The organism is Comamonas sp. Y33R10-2, assembly GCF_019355935.1.
Lineage (GTDB): Bacteria > Pseudomonadota > Gammaproteobacteria > Burkholderiales > Burkholderiaceae_C > Comamonas.
Map to the genome: position 1 here is coordinate 1,357,248 of NZ_CP079925.1, position 25,587 is coordinate 1,382,834.

Consider the following 25,587-nt stretch of genomic DNA (forward strand, 5'->3'; position numbering starts at 1 on the left):
CTCCTGAAAAAGAAAAAGCGGGGTTAGCCATGCCAACCCCGCTTGTGACCTATGGGTCTGTGAGACCTTGCTTAGTCAGCGCGATAGTTAGGCGCTTCTTTGGTGATCTGCACGTCATGCACGTGAGATTCGCGGATGCCGGCGGAGGTGATTTCCACAAATTCGGCCTTCTCGCCCATCTCGGCAATTGTGGCGCAACCGCAGTAGCCCATGGAGGCGCGCACGCCGCCGGCCATTTGGTACACGATGGAAACCATGGAGCCCTTGTAAGGCACTCGGCCTTCAATGCCTTCAGGAACCAGCTTGTCAGCATTGGGGTTGCCCGTGCTCGACTCTTGGAAGTAGCGGTCGGCAGAGCCTTGCTGCATGGCGCCAATCGAGCCCATGCCGCGGTAGCTCTTGTACGAGCGGCCTTGATACAGAATGACTTCGCCGGGAGCTTCTTCAGTACCCGCGAACATGCCGCCCATCATGATGGTGGATGCGCCAGCGGCCAGTGCCTTGGCAATGTCGCCGGAGTAACGGATGCCGCCGTCGCCGATCAAAGGCACGCCTGTGCCTTTCAAGGCCTTGGCCACGCCGTCAATCGCCATAATTTGGGGCACGCCCACACCAGCGACGATACGAGTTGTGCAGATGGAGCCTGGGCCGATACCGACCTTAACCGCATCAGCACCTGCCTCAACCAGGGCCAGAGCTGCAGCGCCGGTAGCAATGTTGCCGCCGATCACGTCTATTTGCGGGTAGTTTTGCTTGACCCAGCGCACGCGGTCGATCACGCCCTTGCTGTGGCCGTGAGCGGTGTCCACCACAATCGCGTCCACGCCGGCCTTGGCCAGCAGTTCCACGCGCTCTTCTGTGCCAGCACCCACGCCAACAGCGGCGGCCACGCGCAGGCGGCCAGCGGCATCACGTGCAGCGTTGGGGAAGGTGGTTTGCTTGTTGATGTCCTTGACGGTGATCAGGCCCTTGAGTTCAAAGGCGTCGTTCACCACCAAAATACGTTCAAGCTTGTGCTTGTTGAGCAGGGCTTTGGCTTGCGCAGGAGTGGTGCCGTCTTTTTCGTTGACGGTAATCAGCTTCTCGCGGGGAGTCATGATCTGGCTGACCTTGACGTCGTAGCGCGTTTCAAAGCGCACGTCGCGGCTGGTCACAATGCCGATGACCTTGCCGCCGTCACACACGGGAAAGCCCGAGATACCGCGTTCTTCGGACAGCTGCAATACTTGCAGCACAGTGTGCTCGGGGGTAATGACCACGGGGTCGTGTACCACACCAGATTCGTGGCGCTTGACCTTGGACACTTCAGCGGCTTGCTCAGCAGCTGTCATGTTCTTGTGGATCACGCCAATACCGCCTTCTTGCGCAATGGCAATGGCCAAGCGCGCTTCTGTCACCGTATCCATGGCGGCAGACACCAGGGGCAGGTTCAAGCGAATATTGCGAGTGAATTGGGTGGAGAGAGTAACGTCCTTGGGCAGGACTTCGGAGTAGGCTGGGACGAGCAGAACGTCGTCGAAGGTCAGTGCTTTTCCGAGAAGGCGCATTGTGAAGGCTCCAAAAGAAAGATTGTAGCTGCGACTTGCCGCACAATGCAGGCTCGTGGTTCAGAACCCCTAACCGCTGCCCAAGACATATTGACCCCATGAATACCATTAAGTTTGCTCTGTTTGCCGCCATCACCTGCTGCTCGGTTTCTGCAATGGCCCAATGGCAATGGATTGATGCTCAGGGGCGAAAAGTGTTTAGTGACAGGGCTCCGCCTGCCGAGATCCCCTCCAAAAATGTGCTGCGCAGCCCTGGTGCCCCTACTTTTTCTAGAGCCGCAGCTACTTCGGAAACCGCGCCAGCAACCACTCAAGCGCCTGCTGCCAAGCCTGCGGCCGATAAAGGCGTAGACAAGGGCCTTGAAGAGCAAAAGCGCAAGCAAGAAGAGCAAGAAGCGGCCAAGGCTCAAGCTGAGAAGATGAAAAAAGAAGCTTCTCGTCAAGAAAACTGCAACCGTGCCAAGCAGGCCAAGGCGACTTTGAGCTCAGGCCGCATGCTCTCAACGGTTAATGCCAATGGCGAGCGAGGCTTTATGGATGAGGCTGGACGTGATGCGGAGGTCAAGCGTGCTGACGCGGCGATTGCGTCCGAGTGCGGGCCGATGCCAGAGGCTGCGCAGTAAGCTGCGATAGATCTAATGCAAGAAGCGCCTTTTAAAGGCGCTTCTTTTTTGATAGCTGATAGTCAATATCCCGCCTTGGCCCCAGGCCTTTGGCGTTTGAAAAGTCCGCTGCTGCGTGCGCCTTGGCGCGCAAAGCGCTCACGGCGTGCCACCTTAGGATCCACCGTCAGAGGTCGGTAGATTTCTAGGCGGTCCCCGTTTTTAAGCAGTTGCTCACCACGCGCTGTTTTGCCCCAGATGCCGATCATGGAGGGGGTGAGTTGCTCAGTTCCCAACTCCAGCTCCAACTGCAACAGTTTGGCCGCTTGCGTCAAAGCCTGCGCTACGGTGCTGCCACAAGGCAGTTCAAGCAAGGCTTCATGGGTGACGCCCGCCTTGGGCGAGGTGCAAACGGTTATTTGCAACAGCGTTTTGAGCTCAGCCATAGACCTGCTCGGCGCGCTTGATGAAGGCGTCGACCATAGAGCCAGCGATGCGATCAAATACGGGGCCGATAATGGCGCCCACCGCGCCGTTGTCAAAGCCGTAATCGAGTTGCAGCTCCACCTTGCAAGCGCGCTGAGAGCCGTCGCCCACGGGGTGAAAGCGCCATTGGCCTTCTAAACGGGAGAACGGGCCTTTGACCAATCGCATCGCAACCTGTTTGCCGCCGTCGTCCATGGTACTGTTGGTGTTGCGCGTCACAAAAGATTTGCGCAGCCCGCTAAACGAGATACCGACCTCGGCTGTCATGCCGAGAGAGTCTTGCTCTAGCACCTTGGCGTGATCACACCATGGCAGAAAATCGGCATAGTGGGCCACGTCCGTCACGAGGGCAAACATTTCTTCGGGGCTGTACCAGATCAGGACGGACTTGTTGACGTTTTTCATGAACAAAAAATGATCAGCATGACGCAAGAGAAGGGCTTTGGAGCCGACCAAGTTCTCTAGTGTCGTCATGCGAAACTAAAATCACCGCTCAGAGGCGAGACGCAATCACGTATTGTAGGGAGAGCTTTTATCTCCAGTTTGCCTACAACTAATATTCCATGGCCAAGAAACCAGAAACATCGTCGCGCATTGCCGACAATAAAAAAGCAGCGTTCAACTATTTCTTCGAGGAGCGTCACGAGGCCGGGGTAGTCCTGCACGGCTGGGAAGTGAAGGCTTTGCGTGAAGGAAAAGTGCAGCTTACTGACGGGTACGTCCTCATCAAAGAGGGCGAAATGTACCTGCTGGGCTGCCAGATCAACCCGCTCAAAACGGCGTCGACCCACGTCAACCCAGACAATGCGCGCATTAAAAAGCTGCTGCTCAAGAAGGCTGACATTGAGCGCTTGACCATCAAGGTTGAGCAAAAAGGCTACACGCTAGTGCCCATCAACCTGCATTGGACGAATGGGTATGTGAAGTGCGACATTGCGCTTGCCAAGGGCAAGGCAGAGCACGACAAGCGCGATGTGATCAAGGACCGCGAAGGCAAGCGCGAGGTTGAGCGGGCCATGAAGGGCCGCAACCGTTGATGACAATCAGCGCCGTTGAACTGAACACGGTAGGGCGCTGATATTTTTCGATTAAGGGTTCTCGCCGTAGCGCGTCTTGAAGTCGAACTCAAGGCGCTCGCAGTCTTGTGCTGACTTGAACTCCTGCGTCTTGCGATCCGCCTCGGGTTTGGCCATCTGCTTCCAGCAAATTTTGATGGTTTCGTTCTCCGTCCAGCGCTGCTTGCTCTGCGGGTCATCCATGAACTGACCGATAAGCATCAGCGCTCCAAAGATGACGACAGGCAGGGCAATCATCCAAACCACGATGCGGTTTTTGACGGGGGCGGCTGGCTTGCCGGCTTCGGTTTTAGTTGTGTCGCTCATATCAGGGCTTGATTATGCTCAAGCCGGTTTGGACCACCTTAATGCAGATCATGAAAAGCTCATCAGACCCTAAACAGCGCAGCGCTGCGCGGGCCTGTAGTCGCAAACCTATAATGTTCGGCTGATTTGCCTTTGTGTGCAGCTTTTTGAAGAAGTTGCATCGGGCTGTACTGATCGCAGGCGTCACGCAGGCGTCTTCATACCAAACACCATGAGCACACCCACTTTTTCCGTAGCGGACATCCGCAAGACGTTCCTGGACTTTTACGCTTCCAAGGGCCATGCCGTTGTCGCCTCCAGCTCGCTGGTTCCCGGCAATGACCCGACGCTGATGTTCACCAACTCCGGCATGGTGCAGTTCAAGGACGTGTTTTTGGGCTCGGACAAGCGCCCTTATAACCGTGCCACCTCGGTTCAGGCTTGCCTGCGCGCTGGCGGCAAGCACAACGATCTGGAGAACGTGGGCTACACCGCGCGTCACCACACTTTCTTTGAAATGCTGGGCAACTGGTCTTTCGGCGATTACTTCAAGAAGGAGTCGATCGAATGGGGCTGGGAGCTGTTGACCAAGGTTTTCGGCCTGCCCGCTGAAAAGCTGCTGGCCACCGTCTACTACGAAGACGACGAAGCCTATGACATCTGGCTCAACGTCATCGGCCTGCCTGCCGAGCGCATCATCCGCATTGCCGACAACAAGGGCGGCAAGTACAAGAGCGACAATTTCTGGATGATGGCTGACACGGGCCCATGCGGTCCTTGCTCGGAAATCTTCTACGACCACGGCGCGCACATTGCTGGCGGCCCTCCCGGCAGCCCCGATGAAGACGGTGACCGCTTCATTGAGATCTGGAACCACGTGTTCATGCAGTTCGACATGAAGGAAGACGGCTCCGTGGTGAAGCTGCCGGCACCTTGCGTGGACACCGGCATGGGTCTGGAGCGTCTGGCTGCCATCTTGCAGCACGTGCACAGCAACTACGAAATCGACCTGTTCCAGGCGCTGATCAAGGCCGCTGGCCGCGAAACGCATATTGAAGACTTGAGCACTCCATCGCTCAAGGTGATTGCCGACCACATTCGCGCCACCTCCTTCTTGGTGGCTGATGGCGTGATTCCTTCCAACGAAGGTCGTGGTTACGTGCAGCGCCGCATCATTCGCCGCGCCATTCGCCACGGCTACAAGCTGGGCCAAAAGACACCGTTCTTCCACAAGATGGTGGCAGATCTGGTCGTGCAAATGGGCGATGCCTACCCCAAGCTGCGTGAGCAAGAGGCGCACATCACCAGCGTGCTCAAGGCCGAAGAAGAGCGCTTCTTCGAAACGCTGGCCAACGGCATGGAAATTCTGGACAGCGCACTGGCGGGTGACGTCAAGGTGCTGCCCGGCGATGTGGCCTTCAAGCTGCACGACACCTATGGCTTCCCGCTGGACTTGTCGAACGACGTGGCGCGTGAGCGTGGCGTGAGCGTGGACGAGGCTGGCTTTAAAGCCGCCATGCAGCACCAAAAGGAAACGGCCCGCGCAGCAGGCAAGTTCAAGATGGACCGCGCACTGGAATACACGGGCGATACCAACACTTTCGTAGGCTACGAAAAGCTGGCTGAAGCTGCAAAAATCGTAGCACTGTATGCTGATGGTGTCTCGATTTCAGAACTGAAGGCTGGCCAAAACGGCGTAGTCGTGCTGGATACCACGCCTTTCTACGCCGAGTCCGGCGGCCAGGTGGGTGATCAGGGCGTGATTGCTGCTGGCGCTGTGCGATTTGTGGTGGAAGACACGCTCAAGATCAAGGCCGATGTGTTTGGTCACCACGGCCAGCTCGAATCCGGCAGCCTGAAGGTGGGCGATGCGGTTGAGGCGCAAGTGGATACTGCTGTGCGCGCTGCTGTCATGCGTAACCACTCGGTCACCCACATCATGCACAAGGCCCTGCGCGAAGTGCTGGGCAGCCATGTGCAGCAAAAGGGCTCGCTGGTCAACGCTGACCGCACCCGCTTTGACTTTGCGCACAACAATCCCGTCACCACAGAGCAGATCTTGGAGATCGAAGCCCGCGTGAACGCTGAAGTGCTGGCCAACACCGCCACCGACGCCCGCGTGATGGACATCGAATCCGCCCAGCAGACCGGCGCCATGATGCTGTTTGGCGAAAAGTACGGCGAGACCGTGCGCGTGCTGGACATCGGCACCAGCCGTGAACTCTGCGGTGGCACCCACGTGCACCGCACGGGCGACATTGGCCTGTTCAAGGTGGTGGGTGAATCGGGCGTGGCTGCTGGCGTGCGCCGTATTGAAGCCATCACCGGCATCAACGCGCTGGCCTATCTGCAGTCGCTGGAATCCACCGTAGACCAAGCAGCTGCTGCTTTCAAGGCGCCAACTGCTGAGCTGAACAATCGCATTGGCGGCGCTCTGGATCAGATCAAGGCATTGGAAAAAGAAATCGCTGCACTCAAGGGCAAGCTCGCTTCTAACCAGGGCGACGAACTGGCCACAACCGCTGTAGAAATCAATGGCGTGAAGGTGCTGGCTGCCAAGCTGGAAGGCGCTGACGCCAAGACCCTGCGCGACACAATGGACAAACTCAAAGACAAGCTGGGCGCAGCTGTCATCGTGCTGGCCGCTGTGGATGGCGACAAGGTGCAATTGGCAGCAGGCGTAACCAAGGCTGAAACTGCCAAGGTCAAGGCCGGTGAGCTGGTGAACTTTGTGGCCCAGCAAGTGGGCGGCAAGGGCGGCGGCAAGCCTGATATGGCCATGGCCGGTGGTACCGATGCAGCGGCTGTGTCCGCAGCACTGGCCAGCGTGCAAGCTTGGGTGACTGAGCGTTTGTAAACCGCAGGTAAAGAGCGGGGACTAAGCTGATACTTAGCCCTCTCATCCTTGATAAGCCCGCCTTGTGCGGGCTTTTTTTGGGGCAGAAAATGCGATACTTGCCTACTTTGTAACCAAATGAACCATTGATTTCAGCTGCATACCGCCTCAGCGGAGGGTGAATGACACTCAAATTTCCTATATCTCTGCGTATTTTTGCGCTCTGTGCTCAACCTCGTCGATGGGTTCAGTGGGTAGCCACACTAACGCTGCTGGCCTGTGCTATAGGTGCGCACGCGCAAAGCGTGGTGTTCATTAATCCAGGTAAGAGTAATGAAGCTTTTTGGCTCGCAGCCTCGCAGGTCATGGAGCAGTCCGCACGTAGTTTGAACATGGATTTGGAGGTGATCTACGCCGAGCGTAATCGCCTGATGCCTATGGAAATTACCAAGCAGATCGTGCGAAGGCCCAAAGAGCGAAGACCTCAGTATGTGGTGCTAACCAATGACTACAGCACAGCGCCAGAGCTACTGCGCTCTTTAGAAGGTGCGGGGATTCAAGTGTTCATGGCATTTAGCGGCATCAAAGGCGATGTACGGCAGCAGACTGGGCGCCCACGCGAGCGTTACCCGTTTTGGCTCGGTAGTCTGGAGCCTCGCGCCGAAGATGCTGGGTATTTGACCGCCAAAGCCTTGATTGAGAAAGCGCGCACTTTGCCGCAATTGCGTGCAGCCGATGGCAAGCTGTATTTCATGGCAATCGCTGGGGACCGTTCAACCACTGCATCGACGCAGCGTAACCAAGGCATGCGCCGTGCGGTGCAAGAGGCCACAGATGTGGCTTTCACCCAAGAGGTGTATGCCGACTGGCGCCGTGACCGGGCGCAAGAGCAAGCCAAGGTGCTTTATCAGCGCTACCCCAATGTGCGCTTGGTGTGGGCTGGCAGCGATCAGATGGCGTTTGGCGCGATGGAAGCCTGGCGACAACAGGGCGGTGAGCCGGGAAAAGACGCTTTATTTAGCGGCGTCAATACCTCGCAAGAGGCTTTGAATGCTCGTCTGCGTGGAGAGTTGACGGCGTTGGCAGGAGGGCACTTTATGGCTGGGGCTTGGTCATTGGTCATGCTGCACGACTACGCCAAAGGCATCGATTTTGCGGCAGAAGGGCTTGAGCAGGAGTACCCCATGTTCATGCTGCTTGATGAGCGCAACATCCCCGCGTTTGAGGCTCGCTTTATGCATATGCAGCAACGCATGGACTTCAAAGCTTTTAGCAAAGCTCATAACCCGCGCATCAAAAAATACGATTTCGACATAGGTCGCTTGCTGCGCTAAAGCGCGGCCGTGGTGTCAATATGCTTGCCAAATCCTCTCGTTTTCGCTCCATCTCCACGCTGCTAATTCAGCGCATCGTCTTGCTGTCACTGGCGTGTTTGTTGTTGCTTGGCAGTCTGCATGCTTGGGTGGAGTTTCGTCTAGAGCAGAAAAATTTTGAGCGTTCCATGGGGCGCTTGGCTGATAACAGCATGCGTACGCTGTCGGTGGGCCTGTGGGACATTGATCGCTATACCGTGCGCGATCAAGTGGCTTGGATGGCGGCGCTGCCGGAGGTGGCTCACGTTCATGTGAAGGTGTACGCAACGGGCGAAAAATTCATGGCTGGCCGGGATATGGCGGATGTGCCCGCTACTGTTTCGGTGCCAATCCTGCCGCCAGACGGGCAGGAGAAGCCGTTGGGGGTGCTAGAAATCTGGGCCAACCCACAGTACTTCATCAGCTTGATGGTGCAGTCTACGATGCGGGTGGCTTTGGGTTATGCGCTGTTCACGCTGCTCATTTGCGTGATGGTCGCATGGGTGATGCGCCGCGAGCTGCGCCAGCCCTTGTCTCAGATTGCGCGGTTTGCGGCGGGTCTGAAACCCAACCAACTGGCTACGCCGCTGCGGCTGAACCGTCCACAGCGTGGCAAGCCTGATGAGATTGATTTGGTTATTCAAGGCTTTCAACAGCTGCAAAGCGATTTGCGCCGCTATATCGATAACTTGGATCAGCTGGTGGCCGACCGCACGCAAAAACTGGAGGAGCTGGTGGACGAGGTCAAGCGCCTGTCGCTGATGGATGCGTTGACGGGTTGCTTTAACCGGCGCGCTTTGGATGAGCGCCTACCTTCCGAGTTAGAGCGCAGCCAGCGTTACCGCAGACCGTTGTCCGTAGCGTTTGTGGATGTCGACCACTTCAAGCGAATCAATGACGAGCATGGGCACGGGATGGGCGATATGGTGCTGCGCGAAGTGGCGTCGCGCTTGCAAAGCAGCTTGCGCAGCCAAGTCGATTGGGTGGCGCGTTATGGGGGGGAAGAGTTTTTGCTGGTGATGCCAGAGACTGCAGCCCACGATGCGCTGGAGATTGTGGGGAGGGTGGCTGACTTGCTGCGCAGCACGCCAGTGCTGGTCCACGGCCAAGTGGTAGAAGTGACAGCAAGCTTTGGGATTGCCCAGCTGCGCGACGGCGAAAACATGACGAACTTGCTGCAACGCGCTGATAGCATGGTGTATCAGGCCAAGGCTGACGGACGTAACTGCGCGCGCATGGCGCTTTAGGCAGTCAGCTGTTAGCTTTCAGCGCTCAAAAAAAAGCTCCGGCAACTTGAACCATTCAAGTAGCAGGAGCGATCTTCTGCTTAGTAGCTAACTGTAAGAGCTTACTTTTTCTTAAACACCAAGTCCCAAACGCCGTGGCCCAAACGAATGCCGCGGTTTTCAAACTTGGTCAGAGGGCGGTAGTCGGGCTTTTCAGCATAAGCCTCGGCCGTGTTCTGCAGCGTGGCCTCAGCGCTCAGTACTTCCAGAATTTGCACGGCATAGGGCTCCCAGTCGGTTGCACAGTGGATGTAGCCACCGGGCTTGATACGGGCAGCCAGCTTGGCAATGAGCGGGCTCTGAATCAGGCGGCGCTTGTTGTGCTTTTTCTTGTGCCAAGGGTCGGGGAAGAAGATGTGCACGCCGTCAATCGATGCTTCGGGCAGCATGTTGTCGATGACTTCCACCGCATCGTGTTGAAGGATGCGAATGTTGGAGATCTCTTGCTCGCCAATGCGCTTGAGCAGCGCGCCCACGCCGGGTTCGTGCACTTCGCAGCACAGGAAGTTGTCGTCAGGGCGCACGCGGGCGATATGGGCTGTGGCTTCACCCATGCCAAAGCCGATTTCGAGAATCAGCTTGCCACCGCGGCCATATGCAGCTGCGGCGTCCAGAGGGGTTGTTTGGTATTGCAGCAAAAAGCGCGGGCCCAAGTCTTCAAAAGCCTTGGCTTGGCCTGTAGTGGTACGACCAGCGCGGCGCACAAAGCTTTTGATGACCTTGGGGTAGGCCACGCCTTCAGGCGCTTGGCCTTGGTCATTGGCTGCTGGTGCTGCAGATGCGTCAGCGGCGGGCGCGTTTTCGGCCATATCGGAGGAGGGGGTTGGAATAGATGAAGTCACGGGGCAACATTGTAGGTTTGACGCCAGCAATTGACCCAGAAGGCCAGCGCCAAAGGCAAGGCGCTTGCGGGGCTTTCGTTGATAGAGCTGGCGCTGTGGGGGGCTTGTGGCAGACCTAGTTGCAGGGCTGCTTCGCTTAAAGCGCGCAGTGGGCGGCTGACATCCACCGCTGGCGCGCCATGTTGTTTGGAGAGTTTTTCGCCGTTCTCCATGCGCACCAGTGGTGTGTGCATATATCGGGGCTGGGGCAGGCCCAGCGCATGCTGCAGCAGCAACTGGCGCGGCGTGTTGTCGGTGAGGTCTGCACCGCGCACGATATCGGTAATGCCTTGCGCGGCATCATCCACCACCACGGCAAGTTGATAGGCCCAAAGCCCATCGGCGCGGCGCAGCACAAAGTCGCCCGCGTGAGTCTGCACATTTTGCTGCTGCGGGCCGAGGCGGCGGTCCACCCAGTGCAGCACTGGGGCATGGGGATCTAGCTGCCACTCATGACGCTGTTTATCAATTGCTATTGTTTGTATAGCTTCAAGTCTATTATTTGATTGGACTAGAGGTTGTTTTCTCTGTAAATCTGCCACTTGCTGCTCTAGCGAAAAGCGCCAAGCTCTGGCCGGTTTGCCATGCAGGCCGTGGCGGCAGGTGCCGGGGTAGGGGCGCTCTATATGACGTTCATGCGCCAGGCCCTGTGCTTGCCACGCGGCTTCAATGTCTTTGCGGGTGCAGCCGCAGGGGTAGGTGAGTGGGCGGGGTTGCAGGCTCTGCAGCTGCTGCAATGCTTGCTCATAAAGCGCATGGCGCTGCGATTGCCAGACCACGGACGCATCAGAGAGCAAACCGCAGGCTGCGAGCTGGCGCAAAATTTCCTCATCGGCTCCGACTTGGCAGCGCGGCGGGTCTATGTCTTCAATGCGGATCAGCCAACTGCCGCCGTGAGCGCGGGCATCGAGCCAGCTGGCCAGCGCCGCGACCAGAGATCCCGCGTGCAGCGGCCCTGTGGGGGATGGCGCAAATCTGCCGATATAGCGCCCTGAACAGGTCGCTTTTTGAAAGGGAGGGGTGGGGGCGATGGCCGCAGTCATGAGGGACGCAATCTTACGCCCCTCATGCAGGGTTTAAGCGGGTTTCAAGCGAGTTTTAGACCAGCGCCAGCGCCATATCTAAGCCAGAGATAAAAGCGTCTTCCACGCGAGAGCCTGTACACCAGTCGCCGCACAGCCCCAAGCCTGTTGAAGGGTCGTAGGCAAAGGTTTGGCCTAGCGGTGCCAATGTCTGGGCGTTTTGCCACAGGTAAACACTGGCGTGGCGGGGAGCAACGCGAATGCCTGTGACCTCGCCAAACGCTTTTTGCAGCTTAGTCAGCACGCGCGTGGCATCGTCATGGCGGTGCTCGTTAGACCACAGCGGATTAGCGTGAATCGTCCAGCGCTCGGTCTGCGCACGGCCGGGCTTGGAGGATTCGCGGGCCACCCAAGAGATACGTTCGTGGGTGCTGCGCGCTGCATTCCACTGCGGGCCCAATGTGCTCAGGCCGGCCTGAGCTGCCATGGGGTAGGACAGTGTCATGGCCCAGCAGGGCGCCATTTCAACGGTGGCGAGTGATTTAGCCAGCGCCGCACCCTGCGGGGCCGTTTGCAGCAGCTGCAAGGCGAGCGGGGAGGGCACAGCCATGACCACACAATCAAAACCATCGGCAATTTGCGGGCCATGGTCTTCGGTATCAAGCATCAAAGACCATTGGTGCTGGCTTTGGTCCTTGCCGCTGGCAATGTGGTGGTTGATGGCTCTGACGGACTGGCCTAGATGCAGCTTGCCGGCCTCCCATAGTGGTGTGGCCCATGCCAGTGGCATGGCTTGCATATCGGGCACGCCAACCCAGTGGGTTTCGCGAATAGGCACAAGCTTGTCGATGCGGCGTCCCTGTGCGTTGCGCGTTTGTATGCTGTTGAGGCTCCATGCGCGCAGATTGCCGGGCGTGCTGTCTAGTACCTGCTGAAAACGCGGGTCACGCACGGTGAAGTACTGGGCGCCAATGTCAAAGCTGCCGTAAGGGCCGCTGACGGAGCGCATGCGGCCACCGGCCTGCGTTAAGCGTTCATAGACATGAACTTCGTGCCCGGCTTGTAGCAGCGTGCGGGCACAGGCCAAGCCAGCAATCCCTGCGCCGATAACGGCAATGCGTTTGGCTGGGGTTTTTGGCTGAATTACCGGATACGCTTTGGACTCGGGCTGGGGCGCGAGTTTGGGCTTGGATTTCGGCTTTTGGGCCGCTGTGGAAGTTGGAGTTCGGGAAGCGTTCATGTAAAAGCCTTTTCGAAACCGTTTGACTTCTAGAGTAGCCAGCTAGCTTAAAGATAGCAAGTGCTGCTTGTGCTCAATTGTTGCAGCGCAATTGACTCTACATCGACAAGGGCAGGCTGAGCGCAAGTGCGCACTTATTGGCGATGATGGTTTTCCATAAGCGCTTTGCGCGTAGTCGCGCTTTCCAACTGCTCCAGCCACCATTGCAGTGCGCGCCCGGGCGTGCGATGGGCTGCGCCCTGCCACGCGTAATGCAGGCGCAGATTGCGGCTGGCGCGCTGCACTTGGCGCGTCACTAACAGGCCTGCATCCAGATAGGTTTGCACCATGCCAAGGGGTAAAAAGCCTGCGCCAATACCACGCACCTGAGCCTCGAGCTTGGCGTGCATGCTGTCCACCGTCAGCACATCTTGGCCGTTGACAAGGCCGTAACTGGTGTTGCTGCGCACACCTGAATCGGCCACGGCAATCATGCGGTGCTGTAGCAAAACGTCATCGGGTAGTGGTTCATCGAGCTTAGCTAGTGGGTGGTGCGGCGCCATGGCAAAGACAAATTCCATCTCACCCAACTCACGAGTTTGCAGCTCTGAGACATTGCTGGTGTTGACCGCAACGCCAATGGCTAAATCGGCCTGACCGCTGGTAAGCACCTCGAGCGTGCCATTGAGAATGGCGTCTTTGAGCTTCAGGCTGGTCGGTGGTTTCGTGGCGTAGAAGGCCTCAACCAGTTCGAAAATAGGTGTGCGGGCGACAGCACCGTCAATCACGATGGTCAGCTGTGGCTCCCAGCCGGTGGCAACGCGCTTGACACGGTGGGCTACGGCATCAATCTCTTGGAGTAGACGCGCGCCTTCGCGCAGTAGGGCTTGACCGGCCTGCGTTGCCTGCGCGTGGCGCGAGCTGCGGTCAAACAGCAGCACATCTAGCGCATCTTCGATTTGCCGCACTCGGTAGGTGAGGGCGCTGGGCACCAAGCCCAGTGAGCGGGCGGCGGCGGCAAAGCTGCCAGCTTCAGCAATAGCTTGCAGCATCGCCAGACTGTCGGGGGTGAGCACATCGCGGGAGCTGGGCATGGGGCGGGTTGAAATGGTAAGAGTTCAAAGAGTTTGAATGATGCCATCAACAGGCTTGAGCCACAGCGCCGGTGGCAACTTCTAAAGTAGAGGCATTGAGAAACAGTATCAACTGAACCAGAAACAGTTCAACGAAAGGATCACACCATGATGACTTTGCGCACATCTCAGGAACGCGGCTACGCCGACCATGGCTGGCTCAAGTCCTATCACAGCTTTTCGTTTGCCGGCTATCACGACCCACGGTTTATGGGCTTTGGCAACCTGCGCGTGATTAACGAAGACCGAATTGCAGCAGGCACAGGCTTTGGTGCTCACGGTCACCGCGATATGGAGATCATCAGCTATGTGCTCGATGGTGCGCTCTCGCACAAAGACAGCATGGGCAATGAAAAGCCGATCTTCCCCGGTGAAGTGCAGCGTATGAGCGCAGGCTCGGGCGTGATGCATAGCGAACAAAACTACGCCAAAGACCAGACCACGCATTTTTTGCAAATCTGGCTGCTGCCAGCACGCAACGGTGTAGAGCCCGGCTATGCGCAAAAGGCGTTTAGCGACGCTGATAAGCGCGGTCGCCTGTGTTTAGTGGCTTCTCAAGATGGTGCCGAAGGCTCTGTCCCTATGAATGCCGATGCGCGCTTATATGCCGGTTTGTTTGATGGCGCGGAGTCTGCTGACATGGTTTTGCCTGCAGGTCGTAAGACCTATGTGCACCTGATTCGTGGTGAACTCGATGTGAATGGGCATAAGCTGACAAGCGGCGATGCGGCATTTATTGAAAATGAGGAGCGCCTGAGCCTTAGCAATGCTCAGGCTGCGGAAGTTTTGGTGTTTGATTTGGAGCCTTGAGAGCTTGCTTCTCAAAGAGTCTGAAATGAATTAATGCGGCCTCAGGTCGCAATGATGGGAGTTAAAAATGTTGAATCAATTGAAAAATCCATTGGACCTCGTCGGCCGCATTCTGATTGCCCTGTTATTTGTGCCTGCGGGCATTCAAAAAATCAGTGGCTTTGCAGGCTCTGCGGGCTATGCCGCATCGGCGGGGATGCCCATGCCAGAAATTGCGGTGGGCTTGGGGCTGGTGATTGAAATTGTGGGTGGCTTGGCCATTTTGTTGGGCTGGCAGACACGCTGGGCGGCTTTGATTTTGGGCTTCTTCACGCTGGTGGCGAGCTTCTTCTTTCATAACTTCTGGGGTGCGCCTGCTGATGCGGCCATGATGCAGCAGTTGCTGTTCTGGAAGAACATTGCTGTGGTGGGTGGTTTGCTCGGTTATGCCGCTCACGGCGCAGGCGCTTGGAGTGTGGATGGACGCAAGTTCTAAATAGCCGTAAGTCTAGGCAAATAGGGCGTAAGCAGCTATCAATTTGATAAGCTACTGCGCTGCAAAAAAAAGCCCGCCGGGTCCAAAATTCGGTGGGCTTTAATGGGTCGAAAATTGTAGAGCTAGCCATAGTTTGGCGCTGCTCGTAAAAATGTAGAAAGAAGCTAAGCATGAGCAATATCGTTGTGGTTTATCACTCGGGCTACGGTCATACCCAGCGCATGGCGCAGTCGGTTGCGCAAGGTGCAGGCGCGCAGCTGCTAGCCATTGATGCAGACGGCAATGTGCCAGAAGCTGCTTGGGATCAATTGGCCGCAGCGGATGCCATCGTGTTTGGCTCGCCAACTTATATGGGGGCACCCAGCTGGCAGTTCAAAAAATTTGCGGATGCGTCTTCTAAAGCTTGGTTTGCACAGGCTTGGAAGGACAAGATGTTCGCCGGCTTTACCAATAGCGCCAGCGTGCAAGGCGACAAGCAGGTGACGCTGGATTACTTCTATCACCTGTCCATGCAGCATGGCGGCGTGTGGGTGGGCTTGGGTTTGTTGCCCTCGAACACCAAGGCCGCGCAGCGCAATGATGTGAACTGGATGGGCAGCTTTAGCGGCGCCATGGCGCAATCGCCTTCGGATGCCTCTGCCGGTGAAATGGCAGCAGGCGATCTAGAAACCGCACGCCAGTTTGGTGAGCGCGTGGCCAAGGCTGCTGCACGTTGGGCTAAATAAGCTGCATTAGCGCTCTTTAAATCAAAGCAGCCAGTCCTAGTCAGAATTGGGTTTCAGGATTAAAAGTCCATAACCCCAAGTCTGAGTAGTGACAGGCTGCTTTGTTTTTGATAGCTGGCGCTGGATGAAATCAAGTGCGAAAGCGCGGCGACATCTGCGCTGAGGTGTTGCTTATTCCATCAAGTGTTTTTTGATAGGGCGTGGGTGAATCAACTCGGCTTTGGCAAGGTCGGTGCTCAGGGAGTCACGGCCATCAAAGACAAAGCAGCCGCCGTCGTAGAACTTGCCATCGGTTTCCTCAAAATATTTGAGAATACCGCCTTCCAATTGGTAGACATTTTCAAGGCCTTCGTCGCGCATCAGGATGGCGGCTTTTTCGCAGCGAATGCCGCCCGTGCAGTAGCTAACCACGGTCTTGCCTTCAAACTGGGCTTTGTGCTCGCGCAAGGCGGGCGGAAATTCCGTGAACTTGGTCAGGCGCCAGTCCACTGTGCCAGTAAATGCGCCTTCGTCGACTTCGTAGTCGTTGCGGGTGTCCAGCGTCACCACTTCGCGGCCATCATCGTCGTGACCTTGCTCGAGCCAGCGGCGCAGCGTGGCCGGCGCGACAGAGGGCGCGCGGCCATTGGCGGGGCGAATGGTGGGGTGGTCCATGCGAATGATTTCATTCTTGACCTTGACCAGCATTTTGCGAAACGGCACGGTCTCGGACCAGCTTTCCTTTGGTGCAAGGTCTGCAAAGCGTTGGTCTTGCTTGAGTGCAGCGACAAAGCTGTGTACGGCGGCAGCAGGACCCGCTAAAAAGAAGTTAATGCCTTCTTCGGCCAGCAGTATCGTGCCTTTAAGGTCTAAAGCGGTTGCACGCTCAGCCAGCGTCTGGCGCAACTGGGCTGCGTCAGGCAAGGGCGTGAATTTGTAGCAGGAGATGTTGAGTATGTCGGCCACGTCGGTATCCGGATGCGGCCTCTCGGTGGCTGCGTCGACGGTGACGCAGCTCAGACCGGGGCCGTTAGTGCTGACTTGATTTTATTAGACAGCTGAGCAACCGCGAGAGAAGCGGGTGCTCCGGGCATAGATTGCACCAGCAATTGGCGGCGCATGACAGCTTCCCGTACGGAGGAATCTAGGGGAATGTCGCCCCAATGCGTCAGCTGCAAGGGCTCGCCAGATTCTGTAGCGACAAAGCGGTTAAGAACTTGCTGGAGCTGGCTGGTAATCGCTCGGCCATCACCTGGGCGCTGGGCTTGGTTGATGACGAGGCGAATCTGCTGGCGCTTTTGTTGCATCGCCAGCACTTTGATGGCTGCGTAGGCATCGGTGAGCGATGTGGGCTCGGGCGTAGCTACAACGAGAACTTCAGTAGCTAGTGACACAGAGAACAGCACCACATCTGAGATACCAGCACCCGTGTCTAGCAAGATGATGTCAAAGCGGGGGCGAAGCGTCTCTATGGTACGCATGAATTGGTCGCGAATCTCGGGCGTGAGGCGCGAGTATTCGATCATTCCTGAACCTGCCAGCAGCACAGAGTAGCCGCCCGGTGAATTCAAAACGGCTTCATCCAGCGTTGAGCGACCTGTAAAGACGTCGTGTAGCGTTACCTTGGGGTTGAGGTTGAGTACAACATCAAGGTTGGCTAGTCCCAAGTCCGCATCCAGCACCAGCACATTGAAGCCGTGACGGGTGAGTGCGGCGGCAAGGTTAGCGGACACAAAGGTTTTGCCTACGCCGCCTTTACCACTGGTGACGGCGATGATGTGGGCCAGCTTGGAGCGGCTGGGCGCACGTAATGCATCTTCCATGGAAATATGAGCGGGCAGTGTGGGGTGAGGGGCCAAGGTGTCCATCGTCTTAAGGCGTTATGACCTGGCGTTGAGCTTCGGTGTTTACGTTGGATGCGGTGTCGTTAGCATCATTTTCCTCGATATCGATATGAGGTAAATGACTGAAAAGCAGGCCTTTTTCCTCAGCACTCACGGTACTGTCGGGAGGATCTTCTACAAACACGCAGTTGCGGCCTGCAGATTTGGCCAGATACAACTGCCGGTCGGCGCGTTCTGTCCAAAGTGGGGTGGTGCTGCGAACCCATTGCGGAGCAAAAACGCCACCAATGCTCACGGTGATATGCAGGGCCTGGCCGGATGAGATGCGGATAGGGGTCGCTTCAATCGCCTGCCGTAGGCGCTCTGCCACGGTATGACCCTGATGGGGTGGGCAGATGGGCAAGACGATGGCGAATTCTTCACCACCGTAACGCGCTAGCGTGTCCATGGGGCGTATGCCTTCGGACAGCGTCTGAGCGACGGACTGCAGCACCATATCGCCTGCAATATGGCCATAAGTGTCATTGATCTGCTTGAAATGGTCGATGTCGAGCATGAGCAGCAGAGCGGTTTCGCCAGAGCGAGCCACGCGGTCTATTTCTCGCTCAATAACGGTGCGGAAATGACGACGATTGGCTAGCCCAGTCAGAGGGTCGCGCAAAGACAGCTCGCACAGACCGTCAATCAGTGCTTGCAAATAATGGGTGGGTGTGTCTGTGGGAAGGCGAATATCACCCCCACCAGTGCGAGTGACCAGATTGTGGGCAGTGGCAAGGCGCAGATCGCGCAGAAACACGGACTGATGAGGGGCTGATGAAGTCACGAATAGCTATCAATGATGACTATCAGTGTAGCAGTGTGCGTTGATTTTTTGTAAGAAGCGGTTTATCTGAGAGCATGATTTAAGTCAGCTTTGTGGGGAAATTGCCGAGGCTTTGCAAAAACTCTGTATCGGTGCGGTACAGCCGTAGCGAGCTGTCTTTTTGGCTCAATAGGCCAGCACGCTCAAGTCGTTTTTCTGCGGGTAGTTTCAGCCCCACCACATGTAGTAAACCGCCGCGAAGGGCAACTAGCTGCTCGAGCCTTGCAAAGGTTTCTACGCCGGTAATGTCGATGCTGTTGATAGATTGCATCAGCAAAGCCAAGTCTTTCGTTTGCGGCGAATGTTGCAGTGCATCGGCTGCATAACGCTCTAGTGCGGTTGCCGTTGCAAAGTCCAAATCGGCATCCATGCGCAGGGCAATGAGCTGGGGTGCCAGCTTCGGCAGCTGCCAAAGCTGGCGGCTTCGCAGGCTGCCGTCCGGGTGCAAGCCCACTTCAATAATGCGCGGATGCAGATGCTGGTAGAGATAGTAGGCTTGGCTGAGCATGATGCCGGCGAACACGCCCCAGTACATGCGCGGCGCGGTGGCGATGGTCAGAACCAATGTGGTGATACTGATACAAGCCTCGACTCTGGAGATTTTGAACAGTTTCAAAATGGCGCTGGGCTTGACCAAGTTGAGTACCGCAGTGACCACAATAGCTGCCAGTGCTGATTGAGGTATGTGATAAAGCCACGGAATAAACCAGATCACGACGGCAACCACCAGCAAGATGGAAAAAACGTTCGCATACCCCGTTTTGGCGCCTGCCAGTAAGTTGACCGCAGAGCGTGAGAACGAGGCGCTGGTGGCAAAGCTGCCGAAAAGACCGGCGCTGATTTTGGACAGGCCTTGTGCAATCAAATCCTGATTCTCATTCCAGCGCGTACCCGCTTGCCTGTGCTCGACTTGCGCGCTTGAAGCGGTCTCCAGAAAACTCACCAGCGAAATCACCAGCACCGGCATGATGAGTGCGGAAAATTGCTCCCAAGCCAGCATTCCAGGCCATTGAATGTGCGGCAGACCTGCCGGTAAGTGCCCGATGACGAGGCCGCCATCATCGGCAAAACCAGTTGCCCAACTGATGAGCCCTGTTATGCCAATAATGAAAATAGCTGATGGAAAGGCCGGGCGCCATTTTTTGGCGAGCATCAGCAAGGCCATGCTGCCCAAGCCATAAGCAATGGATTGGCCACTGAACAAGTAAATTGAAGGCGAGCTCCAGACGGTGCTCCAGTCTGCATTCATGCCCAACAACATGGGAAGCTGAGACGCCAAAATCAGCAAGGCTGCAGCCTGCGTAAAGCCAGCCAGAACAGGGGATGTGACGAGGTTGAGCAGCCATCCCGCACGCACCATGCCAAGACTCCACTGCAGCAGGCCAGAGAGTATGGCCATCCATGCCGCCAGAGCCACCCACTGGGCGGAACCAGGCTCGGCCATGCCGGTCAGTGATGCACCGATGAGCAAGGCGGTCAGAGCTGTGGGGCCTACGCCTAAACGAGGCGATGAACTAAACAGCACCGCAATTGCTGCCGGAATGATGGAAGCGTAAATGCCCGTAATCAGCGGCATGCCAGCCAGCGCCGCATAGGCCACGCCTTGTGGCAACAGCATCAGGCCAACAGTCAGTCCAGCCCAGAATTCGCCGCGTAGCAAAGCGAATGTGGGCTTGGGCCAGTCAAGAAAAGGGAGCCAGCGTGCCAAAGATTGCATGACAGGCATTGTCTACGAATGAAATAGCTGCCGCCCTTTGAAGTTACGCTGCTAATTGTTTTGAAGAGATAAAAAAGAGAGGCTCAAGGCCTCTCTTTGCACTTTTCGGTGTGGATTTTGTGTTGAGTGCGCGGTGGTCGAGCCACCGGCCTTTAGTTACCCAAGTTGCGAATTGCTTCTGGGGTGTACTGCTTAGGCTTGAGGTTATCTTTGCCCAAAATTGGAGCCTTTGGACGCTCCTGCACCAGATTCATCGCGACATAAGAGCCGGCATTGAGGTCGTAATAAAACGAGGTGCCTGCATGCCATTTTTTGATGTCGTAGGCATAGTAGTAGTTGATTTCGCCGTGCTGCCACAGCAGGCCGCGTGCATCGTAGAAATCACCCGAGACGGCATGGCCTGTGTCTTCATCAATGAACATCACGCGCTTCGCGTAAACGTGGCGGTAGCCGGGCTTGAGTTTGCCTTCCAGCACCCAGACGCGGCGCAGCTCGTAGCGGGTGTAGGCAGGGTTGGGGTGGCCGGGCTTAAGCAGGTCTGCGTATTTGATCTGCTGGTTGATGCGAAAGGTATTCGCAGGAACGAACATCTCGCGCTTGCCCTGCATGCTCCACTCATAGCGTTCGGAGCCGCCGTTAAACAAGCGCTCAGAGTCAATAGTGGCCTTGCCGCTGGTGCCGGGTGAGGGCTGGTCATAGCCAAACTCAGGCAGCTGGCGAACGCGGCGGGTGCCGGGGTCATAGGCCCAGGCCAGACGTTTGTCCGTGCCAAAGTTCATGGGCTCGATGGACAGAATTACGCCACCTTTTTCACGCTCGGGCAGGATGGAGAAATTGGTCACATAAGCGTATTTCCCATCGTTGGGTTTGCCTAGGTTTTCCTTGGAGTCGTAGTTGCTCAGCTGGATATAGCTGGTGCGGCCCAAGGCAATATCACCACCTGAGCCGACTAGAGCCATGTCACGCTCCACCTCTTCGGTGCTGGCGCGACTGGGGATCAGGTTGTTCCAGAGCAGCTCTAGGCCAGTCTTGGGGATGGGGAAGGGCAGTGCGCCCATAAAGCCCTTGACTCCGTTGCCTTCATTGACGACTTCGGCCTCGAGGGCATTGCGCTTGATGACCGCGCAGATATCGTCGTCATAGCGAAAATCGCGGTGACCCGGATAAACAGGGATGCGCATGGTGGTGGGGAAGCGCTTTAGCAGTGCCTTTTGGCCATCACTGAGTTTGTCGCCGTATTGCGCCATATTGGCCGCTGAGATCTCGAACAGCGGTTTTTCGCTTGCGTAGATATCAGGCTGAAACTGCCCCACGTTCTTAGTGAATTTCACACCGGCAGGTACACCCAAAATCTTGCCTGTAAAGGGGGGGATGCTGCCATCGGCATTGCCTGCTTTGATGGCGCCGGTGCAGGTCAGCTCTTTGCCCAGCTTGTCGGCTTCTGCCGCTGGAACTTTTGCAAGGGCCGCTCCAGCCATCAAACCCATACACAGCATCAAGGCTGCGCTCATCTTTTTTTCTCGCATCGCTCTATATCCCTCTGATAAATCATGCGGGCTTATCGCCCGTATTAGGCGGATTTTGGCGATGCTTTTGATCAGATGAATCGTCTGGAAAGACTAAGAAAGAGCTTCAATTTCTGATCCATAAAAAAGGCAGCGACCATTGCTGGTGCTGCCTCTGAAGAGAAAGCGCGAAAAATTATTTCGAGCCGCGCAAATCCATATCTGCGTATTTGACTATTTTTGTTCCCTTGGTCCACTTGTAGCCAAACCAGATGGCCAAGAACAAAGGCAGACCAATATAGGTGGCAATGGCGCCTACCCAATCGATCTGGTCTTTCATCAGGTTTTCATAGTTCTGGCCCAGTGTGATGATCAAGCACAGCACAAAGGCAAAGATGGGGCCGAAAGGGAAGGCCGCTGCCTTGTATGGCAGCTGGTTCATGTCGAAGTTCTGCACTTCGCAACCCTTGCGGAAGCGATAGTGGCTGATTGCAATGCCCAGCCAAGCCACAAAGCCGCACATGCCGGACAGGTTAAGCAGCCAGATGTAAACGACTTCAGGGCTGAAGACATTGGTGAAAAAACACAGTCCTGCAATCACGGTCGTGGCGATCAGGGCCATCACGGGCACGCCACGCTTGTTAACCTTGGCAAACAGCTTGGGCGCCATGCCTTGCTTAGCCAATGCATACAACATGCGAGTCGATGCATACATGCCAGAGTTGCCAGCAGACAGCACGGAAGTCAACACCACCGCATTCATCAGGGCCGCTGCGCCCAGCAGGCCGGCGCGTTCAAACACGAGTGTGAAGGGGCTGACGGCGATATCACCCAAGTCGTTGCGCAGCAGCTTGGGGTCGGTATAAGGAATCAACAGACCGATGATGAGAATCGCGAAGACGTAGAACAGCAAAATGCGCCAAAACACCTTGCGCACGGCCTTGGGTACGTTCTTGGCGGGGTCTTCTGATTCGCCAGCGGCAATACCGATCAGCTCGGTGCCTTGGAAGGAGAAGCCCACCACCATGGCCACGCCAATGAGCGCGGCAAAGCCGCCTGCAAAGGGCGCATCACCGGCGGTGAAGTTGGCGATATTGCCCCAGACACCTTCAGGCGAGCCGCCTTGCAAAATGCCAAAGATCATCAGCACGCCAATGCCAATGAAGATCAGCACCGTGGCGACCTTGATGGCGGCAAACCAAAACTCAGACTCGCCAAAGCCTTTGGCGGACAGAGCGTTGAGGCCAAACATCAGCGCGAGGAACAAGGCGCTCCAAAGCATGCCGTTGCTGTCGGGAAACCAGTAGGCCATCACCAACTGTGCGGCCACCAAGTCCACGGCAATCGTCACGGCCCAGTTGTACCAGTAGTTCCAGCCCAAGGCGAAGCCAAAGCCTTCGTCTACATACTTGGCGCCGTAAGTGGCAAACGAGCCAGACACGGGCATGTGCGCGGCCATTTCGCCCAAGCTGGTCATCAGAAAGTAGACCATCAGGCCAACGACCATATAGGCCAGCAGTGCGCCGCCGGGGCCGGCCTGAGAAATCGTTGCACCAGATGCGACAAAAAGACCGGTGCCGATGGAGCCGCCGATGGCGATCATCGACATGTGGCGGGCCTTGAGGCTGCGGTGCAGTCCACCGCTTTGTGTTGTTGCTTGGCTATCGCTCATGATAGGTATTGGGTTTTGCTGCGCATGAAGCGAGGGCGTAAGTGGCTTGCGCTCATGCCGGTGCTTCATGCCATGTGTTGCTTTGTGATATCTGGCCTACCCGGATATCAACGTGGCCAGCGTGATGTGCGATGACATGCATCGCCCATGGAGGCTGCTAATAGGGGGCGATTGTGAGCGATTTGCACGGTTGCTGTGCAGCGAGGACGGCATGTGTCTAGGCGGATGTTTTTTTTGAGCTTTAAGTGTTTGATTTGTTTGTAATAAACACGCTTTAAAGGTGTTTGTTGAATATCCTTAAATCTTCGTCAAATCGTCGTATTAATTGGAGAGTTGTTTGGCTGGAGACAAATCTTGTGATGGTAATTTGGACTAAATATTTAGTCATTCAGTCAAAAATTAAAGTCAGATTGATATATTCCTTGGGCGATAGTGATCGTATATAAATGAAAAAAGCTGCTAGTGCTTATGAATAAAGCACTAGCAGCTCCTCTTTTGATAGCGACTTCTCGCTTTGGTAGGTGCGGAGTCGTTTGATCAGCTCAGTAGCAAGGCATCGTCCGCCAGTTTTTCACCGCGAACTTTCTCAAACATGTGCAGCAGGTCGGGCACATCCATTTTGGCGCGCTCTTCACCGCTCACGTCCAGCACTACTTGGCCTTGGTGCAGCATGACGGTGCGCGAGCCCACATCCAGCGCTTGGCGCATGCTGTGCGTGACCATCATGGTGGTCAGTTTGGTTTCCTGCACGATACGGTCTGTCAGTCGCAGCACAAAGTCTGCAGTCCGGGGGTCGAGTGCAGCAGTGTGCTCATCGAGCAACAAAATGCGCGAGGGCTGCAAAGCTGCCATCAGCAGACTCACAGCCTGACGCTGGCCGCCAGACAGCAGGCCAATGCGGTCGCTTAGGCGGTTTTCCAGGCCCAAACCTAGCGTAGCCAGACGCTCGCGATACAGCTCGCGGTTGGAAGCTTTAACGGCTTTTGACAGGCCGCGAAAGTTGCCGCGCTCATGCGCCAGCGCCATGTTCTCTTCAATGGACAAGTCTTCGCAGGTGCCTGCCATGGGGTCTTGAAAAACGCGTGCTACTTGCTTGGAGCGATCCCACACGGGCATGCGCGTCATGTCGATGCCGGCAATTTCAATCTTGCCCGCGTCTACGCTTTGGTCGCCAGATACGCAGTTCAGGAAAGTTGATTTGCCTGCGCCGTTGGAGCCGATGACGGTGACAAACTGCCCGTCAGGGATAGCCAGCGAGAGGCCGCGCAGAGCACGCGTTTCAATCGGCGTGCCGGGGTTGAAGGTGAGTTCTAGGTTTTGTGCGTTCAGCATGGTGTTCTCCGCATTCCTTCTTTACTTGCGCTTGCCGATTTTCTTTTTGATTTGCGGAATGATCAGAGCAATGGTCACCAACACGGCGGTTACCAAATTTAAGTCCTGCGCCTTCAGGCCAATCGCGTCGATATTGAGTGCTGCGGCGATGAAGAAGCGGTAGACCACGGCGCCAATCACCACGGCCAAGGTAGCCCAGATGATCTTGCGCGAGGGGAGGATGCTCTCGCCGACGATGACAGCGGCCAGACCAATCACGATGGTACCGATGCCCATGGAGATGTCAGAGCCGCCCTGTGTCTGTACAAACAGCGCACCAGCCAAGCCAACCAAGCCGTTAGAGATGGCCATGCCCAGCAAAATCATTGCGCCAGTGTTCACACCTTGGGCGCGTGCCATGCGGGCATTGGAGCCGGTGGAACGAATGGCAAGGCCACGCTCGGTGGCAAAGAACCAGTCCAGCGCCAGCTTGGCGAGAATGACAAAGCCCAGCAAGATGATGGGGCGCATCACATAGTCTTCAACGTTATCAGGCTGCAGCATGGTGAACAGCGTGACATCATTGATCAGTGGCACATTGGGGCCGCCCATGACGCGCAGATTGATGGAGTAGAGGGCAATCATCATCAAGATGGAGGCCAGCAAATCCATGATTTTGAGCTTGACGTTCAACCAGCCCGTGATGAAGCCTGCGACAGCGCCCGCAGCCGTGCCGGCCAGTGTGGCCAGCCAAGGGTTGGAGCCCGTGGAAATCAGAATGGCGCAGACCGCACCACCCAAGGGGAAGCTGCCATCAACCGTCAGGTCGGGAAAGCGCAGCAACCTAAAAGAGATATAGACGCCCAGCGCCACCAGGCTGAAGATCAGGCCAATTTCAATGGCGCCGAGTACAGAAAATAAAGACATAGAGGAAGCGACAGGCGCGGCAGACTTCTAAAAAA

The 25,587-nt window shown here is 56.4% G+C and carries 24 protein-coding genes; 8 read left to right on the forward strand and 16 right to left on the reverse strand.

Annotated features, from left to right (window positions below; genetic code table 11):
• Positions 1-71: 71 nt before the first annotated feature.
• Positions 72-1,547, reverse strand: a complete 1,476-nt coding sequence (gene guaB, locus KUF54_RS06170; protein ID WP_219345773.1) for an IMP dehydrogenase — start codon at positions 1,545-1,547, stop codon at positions 72-74.
• Positions 1,548-1,645: 98 nt separating this feature from the next.
• Here guaB and KUF54_RS06175 point away from each other — a divergent pair, with 98 nt between their 5' ends.
• A complete protein-coding gene (locus tag KUF54_RS06175) occupies positions 1,646-2,170 on the forward strand; it encodes a DUF4124 domain-containing protein (RefSeq protein ID WP_219345774.1) in 525 nt (174 codons plus the stop codon).
• A 62-nt stretch (positions 2,171-2,232) separates the two neighbouring features.
• Here KUF54_RS06175 and KUF54_RS06180 read toward each other — a convergent pair whose 3' ends face one another.
• Positions 2,233-2,595: an RnfH family protein gene (locus KUF54_RS06180; protein WP_219345775.1), complete on the reverse strand. Its 363-nt coding sequence runs from the start codon at positions 2,593-2,595 to the stop codon at positions 2,233-2,235.
• A complete protein-coding gene (locus KUF54_RS06185; protein WP_219346291.1) occupies positions 2,588-3,040 on the reverse strand; it encodes a type II toxin-antitoxin system RatA family toxin in 453 nt (150 codons plus the stop codon). Before KUF54_RS06185 ends, KUF54_RS06180 begins: the two co-directional genes overlap by 8 nt.
• Before the next feature lie 158 nt (positions 3,041-3,198).
• On the opposite strand from KUF54_RS06185, the gene smpB reads away from it, so the two are divergent.
• Positions 3,199-3,672: an SsrA-binding protein SmpB gene (gene smpB, locus KUF54_RS06190; RefSeq protein WP_219345776.1), complete on the forward strand. Its 474-nt coding sequence runs from the start codon at positions 3,199-3,201 to the stop codon at positions 3,670-3,672.
• 51 nt (positions 3,673-3,723) lie between these two features.
• Here the strand turns inward: smpB and KUF54_RS06195 are convergent, their stop codons facing one another.
• Positions 3,724-4,017 (reverse strand): hypothetical protein, encoded by a 294-nt coding sequence (locus KUF54_RS06195; RefSeq protein WP_219345777.1) that lies wholly within the window; start codon positions 4,015-4,017, stop codon positions 3,724-3,726.
• Positions 4,018-4,228: 211 nt separating this feature from the next.
• Here KUF54_RS06195 and alaS point away from each other — a divergent pair, with 211 nt between their 5' ends.
• The 3 genes from alaS (at position 4,229) to KUF54_RS06210 (ending at position 9,431) form a co-directional block, all read left to right on the forward strand.
• Positions 4,229-6,853, forward strand: a complete 2,625-nt coding sequence (alaS, locus tag KUF54_RS06200) for an alanine--tRNA ligase (RefSeq protein WP_219345778.1) — start codon at positions 4,229-4,231, stop codon at positions 6,851-6,853.
• Positions 6,854-7,014: 161 nt separating this feature from the next.
• Positions 7,015-8,166, forward strand: a complete 1,152-nt coding sequence (locus KUF54_RS06205; RefSeq protein WP_219345779.1) for an ABC transporter substrate-binding protein — start codon at positions 7,015-7,017, stop codon at positions 8,164-8,166.
• Between the two features lie 20 nt (positions 8,167-8,186).
• Complete coding sequence (locus KUF54_RS06210) at positions 8,187-9,431, forward strand: GGDEF domain-containing protein (RefSeq protein WP_219345780.1); 1,245 nt, start codon at positions 8,187-8,189, stop codon at positions 9,429-9,431.
• 101 nt (positions 9,432-9,532) lie between these two features.
• Here KUF54_RS06210 and trmB read toward each other — a convergent pair whose 3' ends face one another.
• From trmB to KUF54_RS06230, 4 genes are all read right to left on the reverse strand, one after another.
• A complete protein-coding gene (gene trmB / locus KUF54_RS06215; RefSeq protein WP_219346292.1) occupies positions 9,533-10,279 on the reverse strand; it encodes a tRNA (guanosine(46)-N7)-methyltransferase TrmB in 747 nt (248 codons plus the stop codon).
• A gap of 29 nt (positions 10,280-10,308) precedes the next feature.
• A complete protein-coding gene (gluQRS, locus tag KUF54_RS06220; protein WP_219345781.1) occupies positions 10,309-11,394 on the reverse strand; it encodes a tRNA glutamyl-Q(34) synthetase GluQRS in 1,086 nt (361 codons plus the stop codon).
• Positions 11,395-11,449: 55 nt separating this feature from the next.
• Positions 11,450-12,613, reverse strand: a complete 1,164-nt coding sequence (locus KUF54_RS06225) for an NAD(P)/FAD-dependent oxidoreductase (protein ID WP_219345782.1) — start codon at positions 12,611-12,613, stop codon at positions 11,450-11,452.
• 134 nt (positions 12,614-12,747) lie between these two features.
• On the reverse strand, positions 12,748-13,686 hold the full coding sequence (locus tag KUF54_RS06230; RefSeq protein WP_219345783.1) for a LysR substrate-binding domain-containing protein: 939 nt from the start codon (positions 13,684-13,686) through the stop codon (positions 12,748-12,750).
• Between the two features lie 147 nt (positions 13,687-13,833).
• On the opposite strand from KUF54_RS06230, the gene KUF54_RS06235 reads away from it, so the two are divergent.
• The 3 genes from KUF54_RS06235 (at position 13,834) to KUF54_RS06245 (ending at position 15,735) form a co-directional block, all read left to right on the forward strand.
• Positions 13,834-14,535, forward strand: a complete 702-nt coding sequence (locus KUF54_RS06235; protein ID WP_219345784.1) for a pirin family protein — start codon at positions 13,834-13,836, stop codon at positions 14,533-14,535.
• 67 nt (positions 14,536-14,602) lie between these two features.
• Positions 14,603-15,010 (forward strand): DoxX family protein, encoded by a 408-nt coding sequence (locus tag KUF54_RS06240; protein WP_219345785.1) that lies wholly within the window; start codon positions 14,603-14,605, stop codon positions 15,008-15,010.
• Positions 15,011-15,180: 170 nt separating this feature from the next.
• Positions 15,181-15,735: a flavodoxin family protein gene (locus KUF54_RS06245; RefSeq protein ID WP_219345786.1), complete on the forward strand. Its 555-nt coding sequence runs from the start codon at positions 15,181-15,183 to the stop codon at positions 15,733-15,735.
• A 171-nt stretch (positions 15,736-15,906) separates the two neighbouring features.
• Here KUF54_RS06245 and KUF54_RS06250 read toward each other — a convergent pair whose 3' ends face one another.
• The 8 genes from KUF54_RS06250 to KUF54_RS06285 all read right to left on the reverse strand — a co-directional run bounded on the left by KUF54_RS06250 (position 15,907) and on the right by KUF54_RS06285 (position 25,552).
• A complete protein-coding gene (locus KUF54_RS06250; RefSeq protein ID WP_219345787.1) occupies positions 15,907-16,680 on the reverse strand; it encodes a sulfurtransferase in 774 nt (257 codons plus the stop codon).
• Positions 16,681-16,730: 50 nt separating this feature from the next.
• Complete coding sequence (locus KUF54_RS06255) at positions 16,731-17,582, reverse strand: MinD/ParA family protein (protein ID WP_219345788.1); 852 nt, start codon at positions 17,580-17,582, stop codon at positions 16,731-16,733.
• A 4-nt stretch (positions 17,583-17,586) separates the two neighbouring features.
• Positions 17,587-18,381 carry a GGDEF domain-containing protein gene (locus tag KUF54_RS06260; protein WP_219345789.1) on the reverse strand — a complete coding sequence of 265 codons (795 nt, stop codon included), beginning with the start codon at positions 18,379-18,381 and terminating at the stop codon, positions 17,587-17,589.
• Between the two features lie 79 nt (positions 18,382-18,460).
• Positions 18,461-20,137, reverse strand: coding sequence for a SulP family inorganic anion transporter (locus KUF54_RS06265; RefSeq protein ID WP_219345790.1), 1,677 nt, complete (start codon positions 20,135-20,137; stop codon positions 18,461-18,463).
• 152 nt (positions 20,138-20,289) lie between these two features.
• Positions 20,290-21,663 carry a DUF1329 domain-containing protein gene (locus KUF54_RS06270; RefSeq protein ID WP_219345791.1) on the reverse strand — a complete coding sequence of 458 codons (1,374 nt, stop codon included), beginning with the start codon at positions 21,661-21,663 and terminating at the stop codon, positions 20,290-20,292.
• Positions 21,664-21,838: 175 nt separating this feature from the next.
• Positions 21,839-23,314: an amino acid permease gene (locus tag KUF54_RS06275; protein WP_219345792.1), complete on the reverse strand. Its 1,476-nt coding sequence runs from the start codon at positions 23,312-23,314 to the stop codon at positions 21,839-21,841.
• 537 nt (positions 23,315-23,851) lie between these two features.
• Positions 23,852-24,646, reverse strand: a complete 795-nt coding sequence (locus KUF54_RS06280) for an ABC transporter ATP-binding protein (RefSeq protein WP_219345793.1) — start codon at positions 24,644-24,646, stop codon at positions 23,852-23,854.
• Positions 24,647-24,667: 21 nt separating this feature from the next.
• Positions 24,668-25,552, reverse strand: a complete 885-nt coding sequence (locus tag KUF54_RS06285; RefSeq protein WP_219345794.1) for an ABC transporter permease — start codon at positions 25,550-25,552, stop codon at positions 24,668-24,670.
• Positions 25,553-25,587 lie beyond the last annotated feature (35 nt).

Excerpts from the sequence above, each read along its gene's own strand:
- KUF54_RS06210 (WP_219345780.1), top strand. The coding sequence starts at position 8,187 with ATGCTTGCCAAATCCTCTCGTTTTCGCTCCATCTCCACGCTGCTAATT.
- KUF54_RS06225 (WP_219345782.1), bottom strand. The coding sequence starts at position 12,613 with ATGAACGCTTCCCGAACTCCAACTTCCACAGCGGCCCAAAAGCCGAAA.
- alaS (WP_219345778.1), top strand. The coding sequence starts at position 4,229 with ATGAGCACACCCACTTTTTCCGTAGCGGACATCCGCAAGACGTTCCTG.
- smpB (WP_219345776.1), top strand. The coding sequence starts at position 3,199 with ATGGCCAAGAAACCAGAAACATCGTCGCGCATTGCCGACAATAAAAAA.
- KUF54_RS06265 (WP_219345790.1), bottom strand. The coding sequence starts at position 20,137 with ATGCAATCTTTGGCACGCTGGCTCCCTTTTCTTGACTGGCCCAAGCCC.
- KUF54_RS06285 (WP_219345794.1), bottom strand. The coding sequence starts at position 25,552 with ATGTCTTTATTTTCTGTACTCGGCGCCATTGAAATTGGCCTGATCTTC.
- trmB (WP_219346292.1), bottom strand. The coding sequence starts at position 10,279 with ATGGCCGAAAACGCGCCCGCCGCTGACGCATCTGCAGCACCAGCAGCC.
- KUF54_RS06245 (WP_219345786.1), top strand. The coding sequence starts at position 15,181 with ATGAGCAATATCGTTGTGGTTTATCACTCGGGCTACGGTCATACCCAG.
- KUF54_RS06240 (WP_219345785.1), top strand. The coding sequence starts at position 14,603 with ATGTTGAATCAATTGAAAAATCCATTGGACCTCGTCGGCCGCATTCTG.
- KUF54_RS06205 (WP_219345779.1), top strand. The coding sequence starts at position 7,015 with ATGACACTCAAATTTCCTATATCTCTGCGTATTTTTGCGCTCTGTGCT.
- KUF54_RS06175 (WP_219345774.1), top strand. The coding sequence starts at position 1,646 with ATGAATACCATTAAGTTTGCTCTGTTTGCCGCCATCACCTGCTGCTCG.
- KUF54_RS06270 (WP_219345791.1), bottom strand. The coding sequence starts at position 21,663 with ATGCGAGAAAAAAAGATGAGCGCAGCCTTGATGCTGTGTATGGGTTTG.
- KUF54_RS06195 (WP_219345777.1), bottom strand. The coding sequence starts at position 4,017 with ATGAGCGACACAACTAAAACCGAAGCCGGCAAGCCAGCCGCCCCCGTC.
- KUF54_RS06255 (WP_219345788.1), bottom strand. The coding sequence starts at position 17,582 with ATGGACACCTTGGCCCCTCACCCCACACTGCCCGCTCATATTTCCATG.
- KUF54_RS06280 (WP_219345793.1), bottom strand. The coding sequence starts at position 24,646 with ATGCTGAACGCACAAAACCTAGAACTCACCTTCAACCCCGGCACGCCG.
- KUF54_RS06180 (WP_219345775.1), bottom strand. The coding sequence starts at position 2,595 with ATGGCTGAGCTCAAAACGCTGTTGCAAATAACCGTTTGCACCTCGCCC.
- KUF54_RS06230 (WP_219345783.1), bottom strand. The coding sequence starts at position 13,686 with ATGCCCAGCTCCCGCGATGTGCTCACCCCCGACAGTCTGGCGATGCTG.
- guaB (WP_219345773.1), bottom strand. The coding sequence starts at position 1,547 with ATGCGCCTTCTCGGAAAAGCACTGACCTTCGACGACGTTCTGCTCGTC.
- KUF54_RS06185 (WP_219346291.1), bottom strand. The coding sequence starts at position 3,040 with ATGAAAAACGTCAACAAGTCCGTCCTGATCTGGTACAGCCCCGAAGAA.
- KUF54_RS06235 (WP_219345784.1), top strand. The coding sequence starts at position 13,834 with ATGATGACTTTGCGCACATCTCAGGAACGCGGCTACGCCGACCATGGC.
- gluQRS (WP_219345781.1), bottom strand. The coding sequence starts at position 11,394 with ATGACTGCGGCCATCGCCCCCACCCCTCCCTTTCAAAAAGCGACCTGT.
- KUF54_RS06275 (WP_219345792.1), bottom strand. The coding sequence starts at position 23,314 with ATGAGCGATAGCCAAGCAACAACACAAAGCGGTGGACTGCACCGCAGC.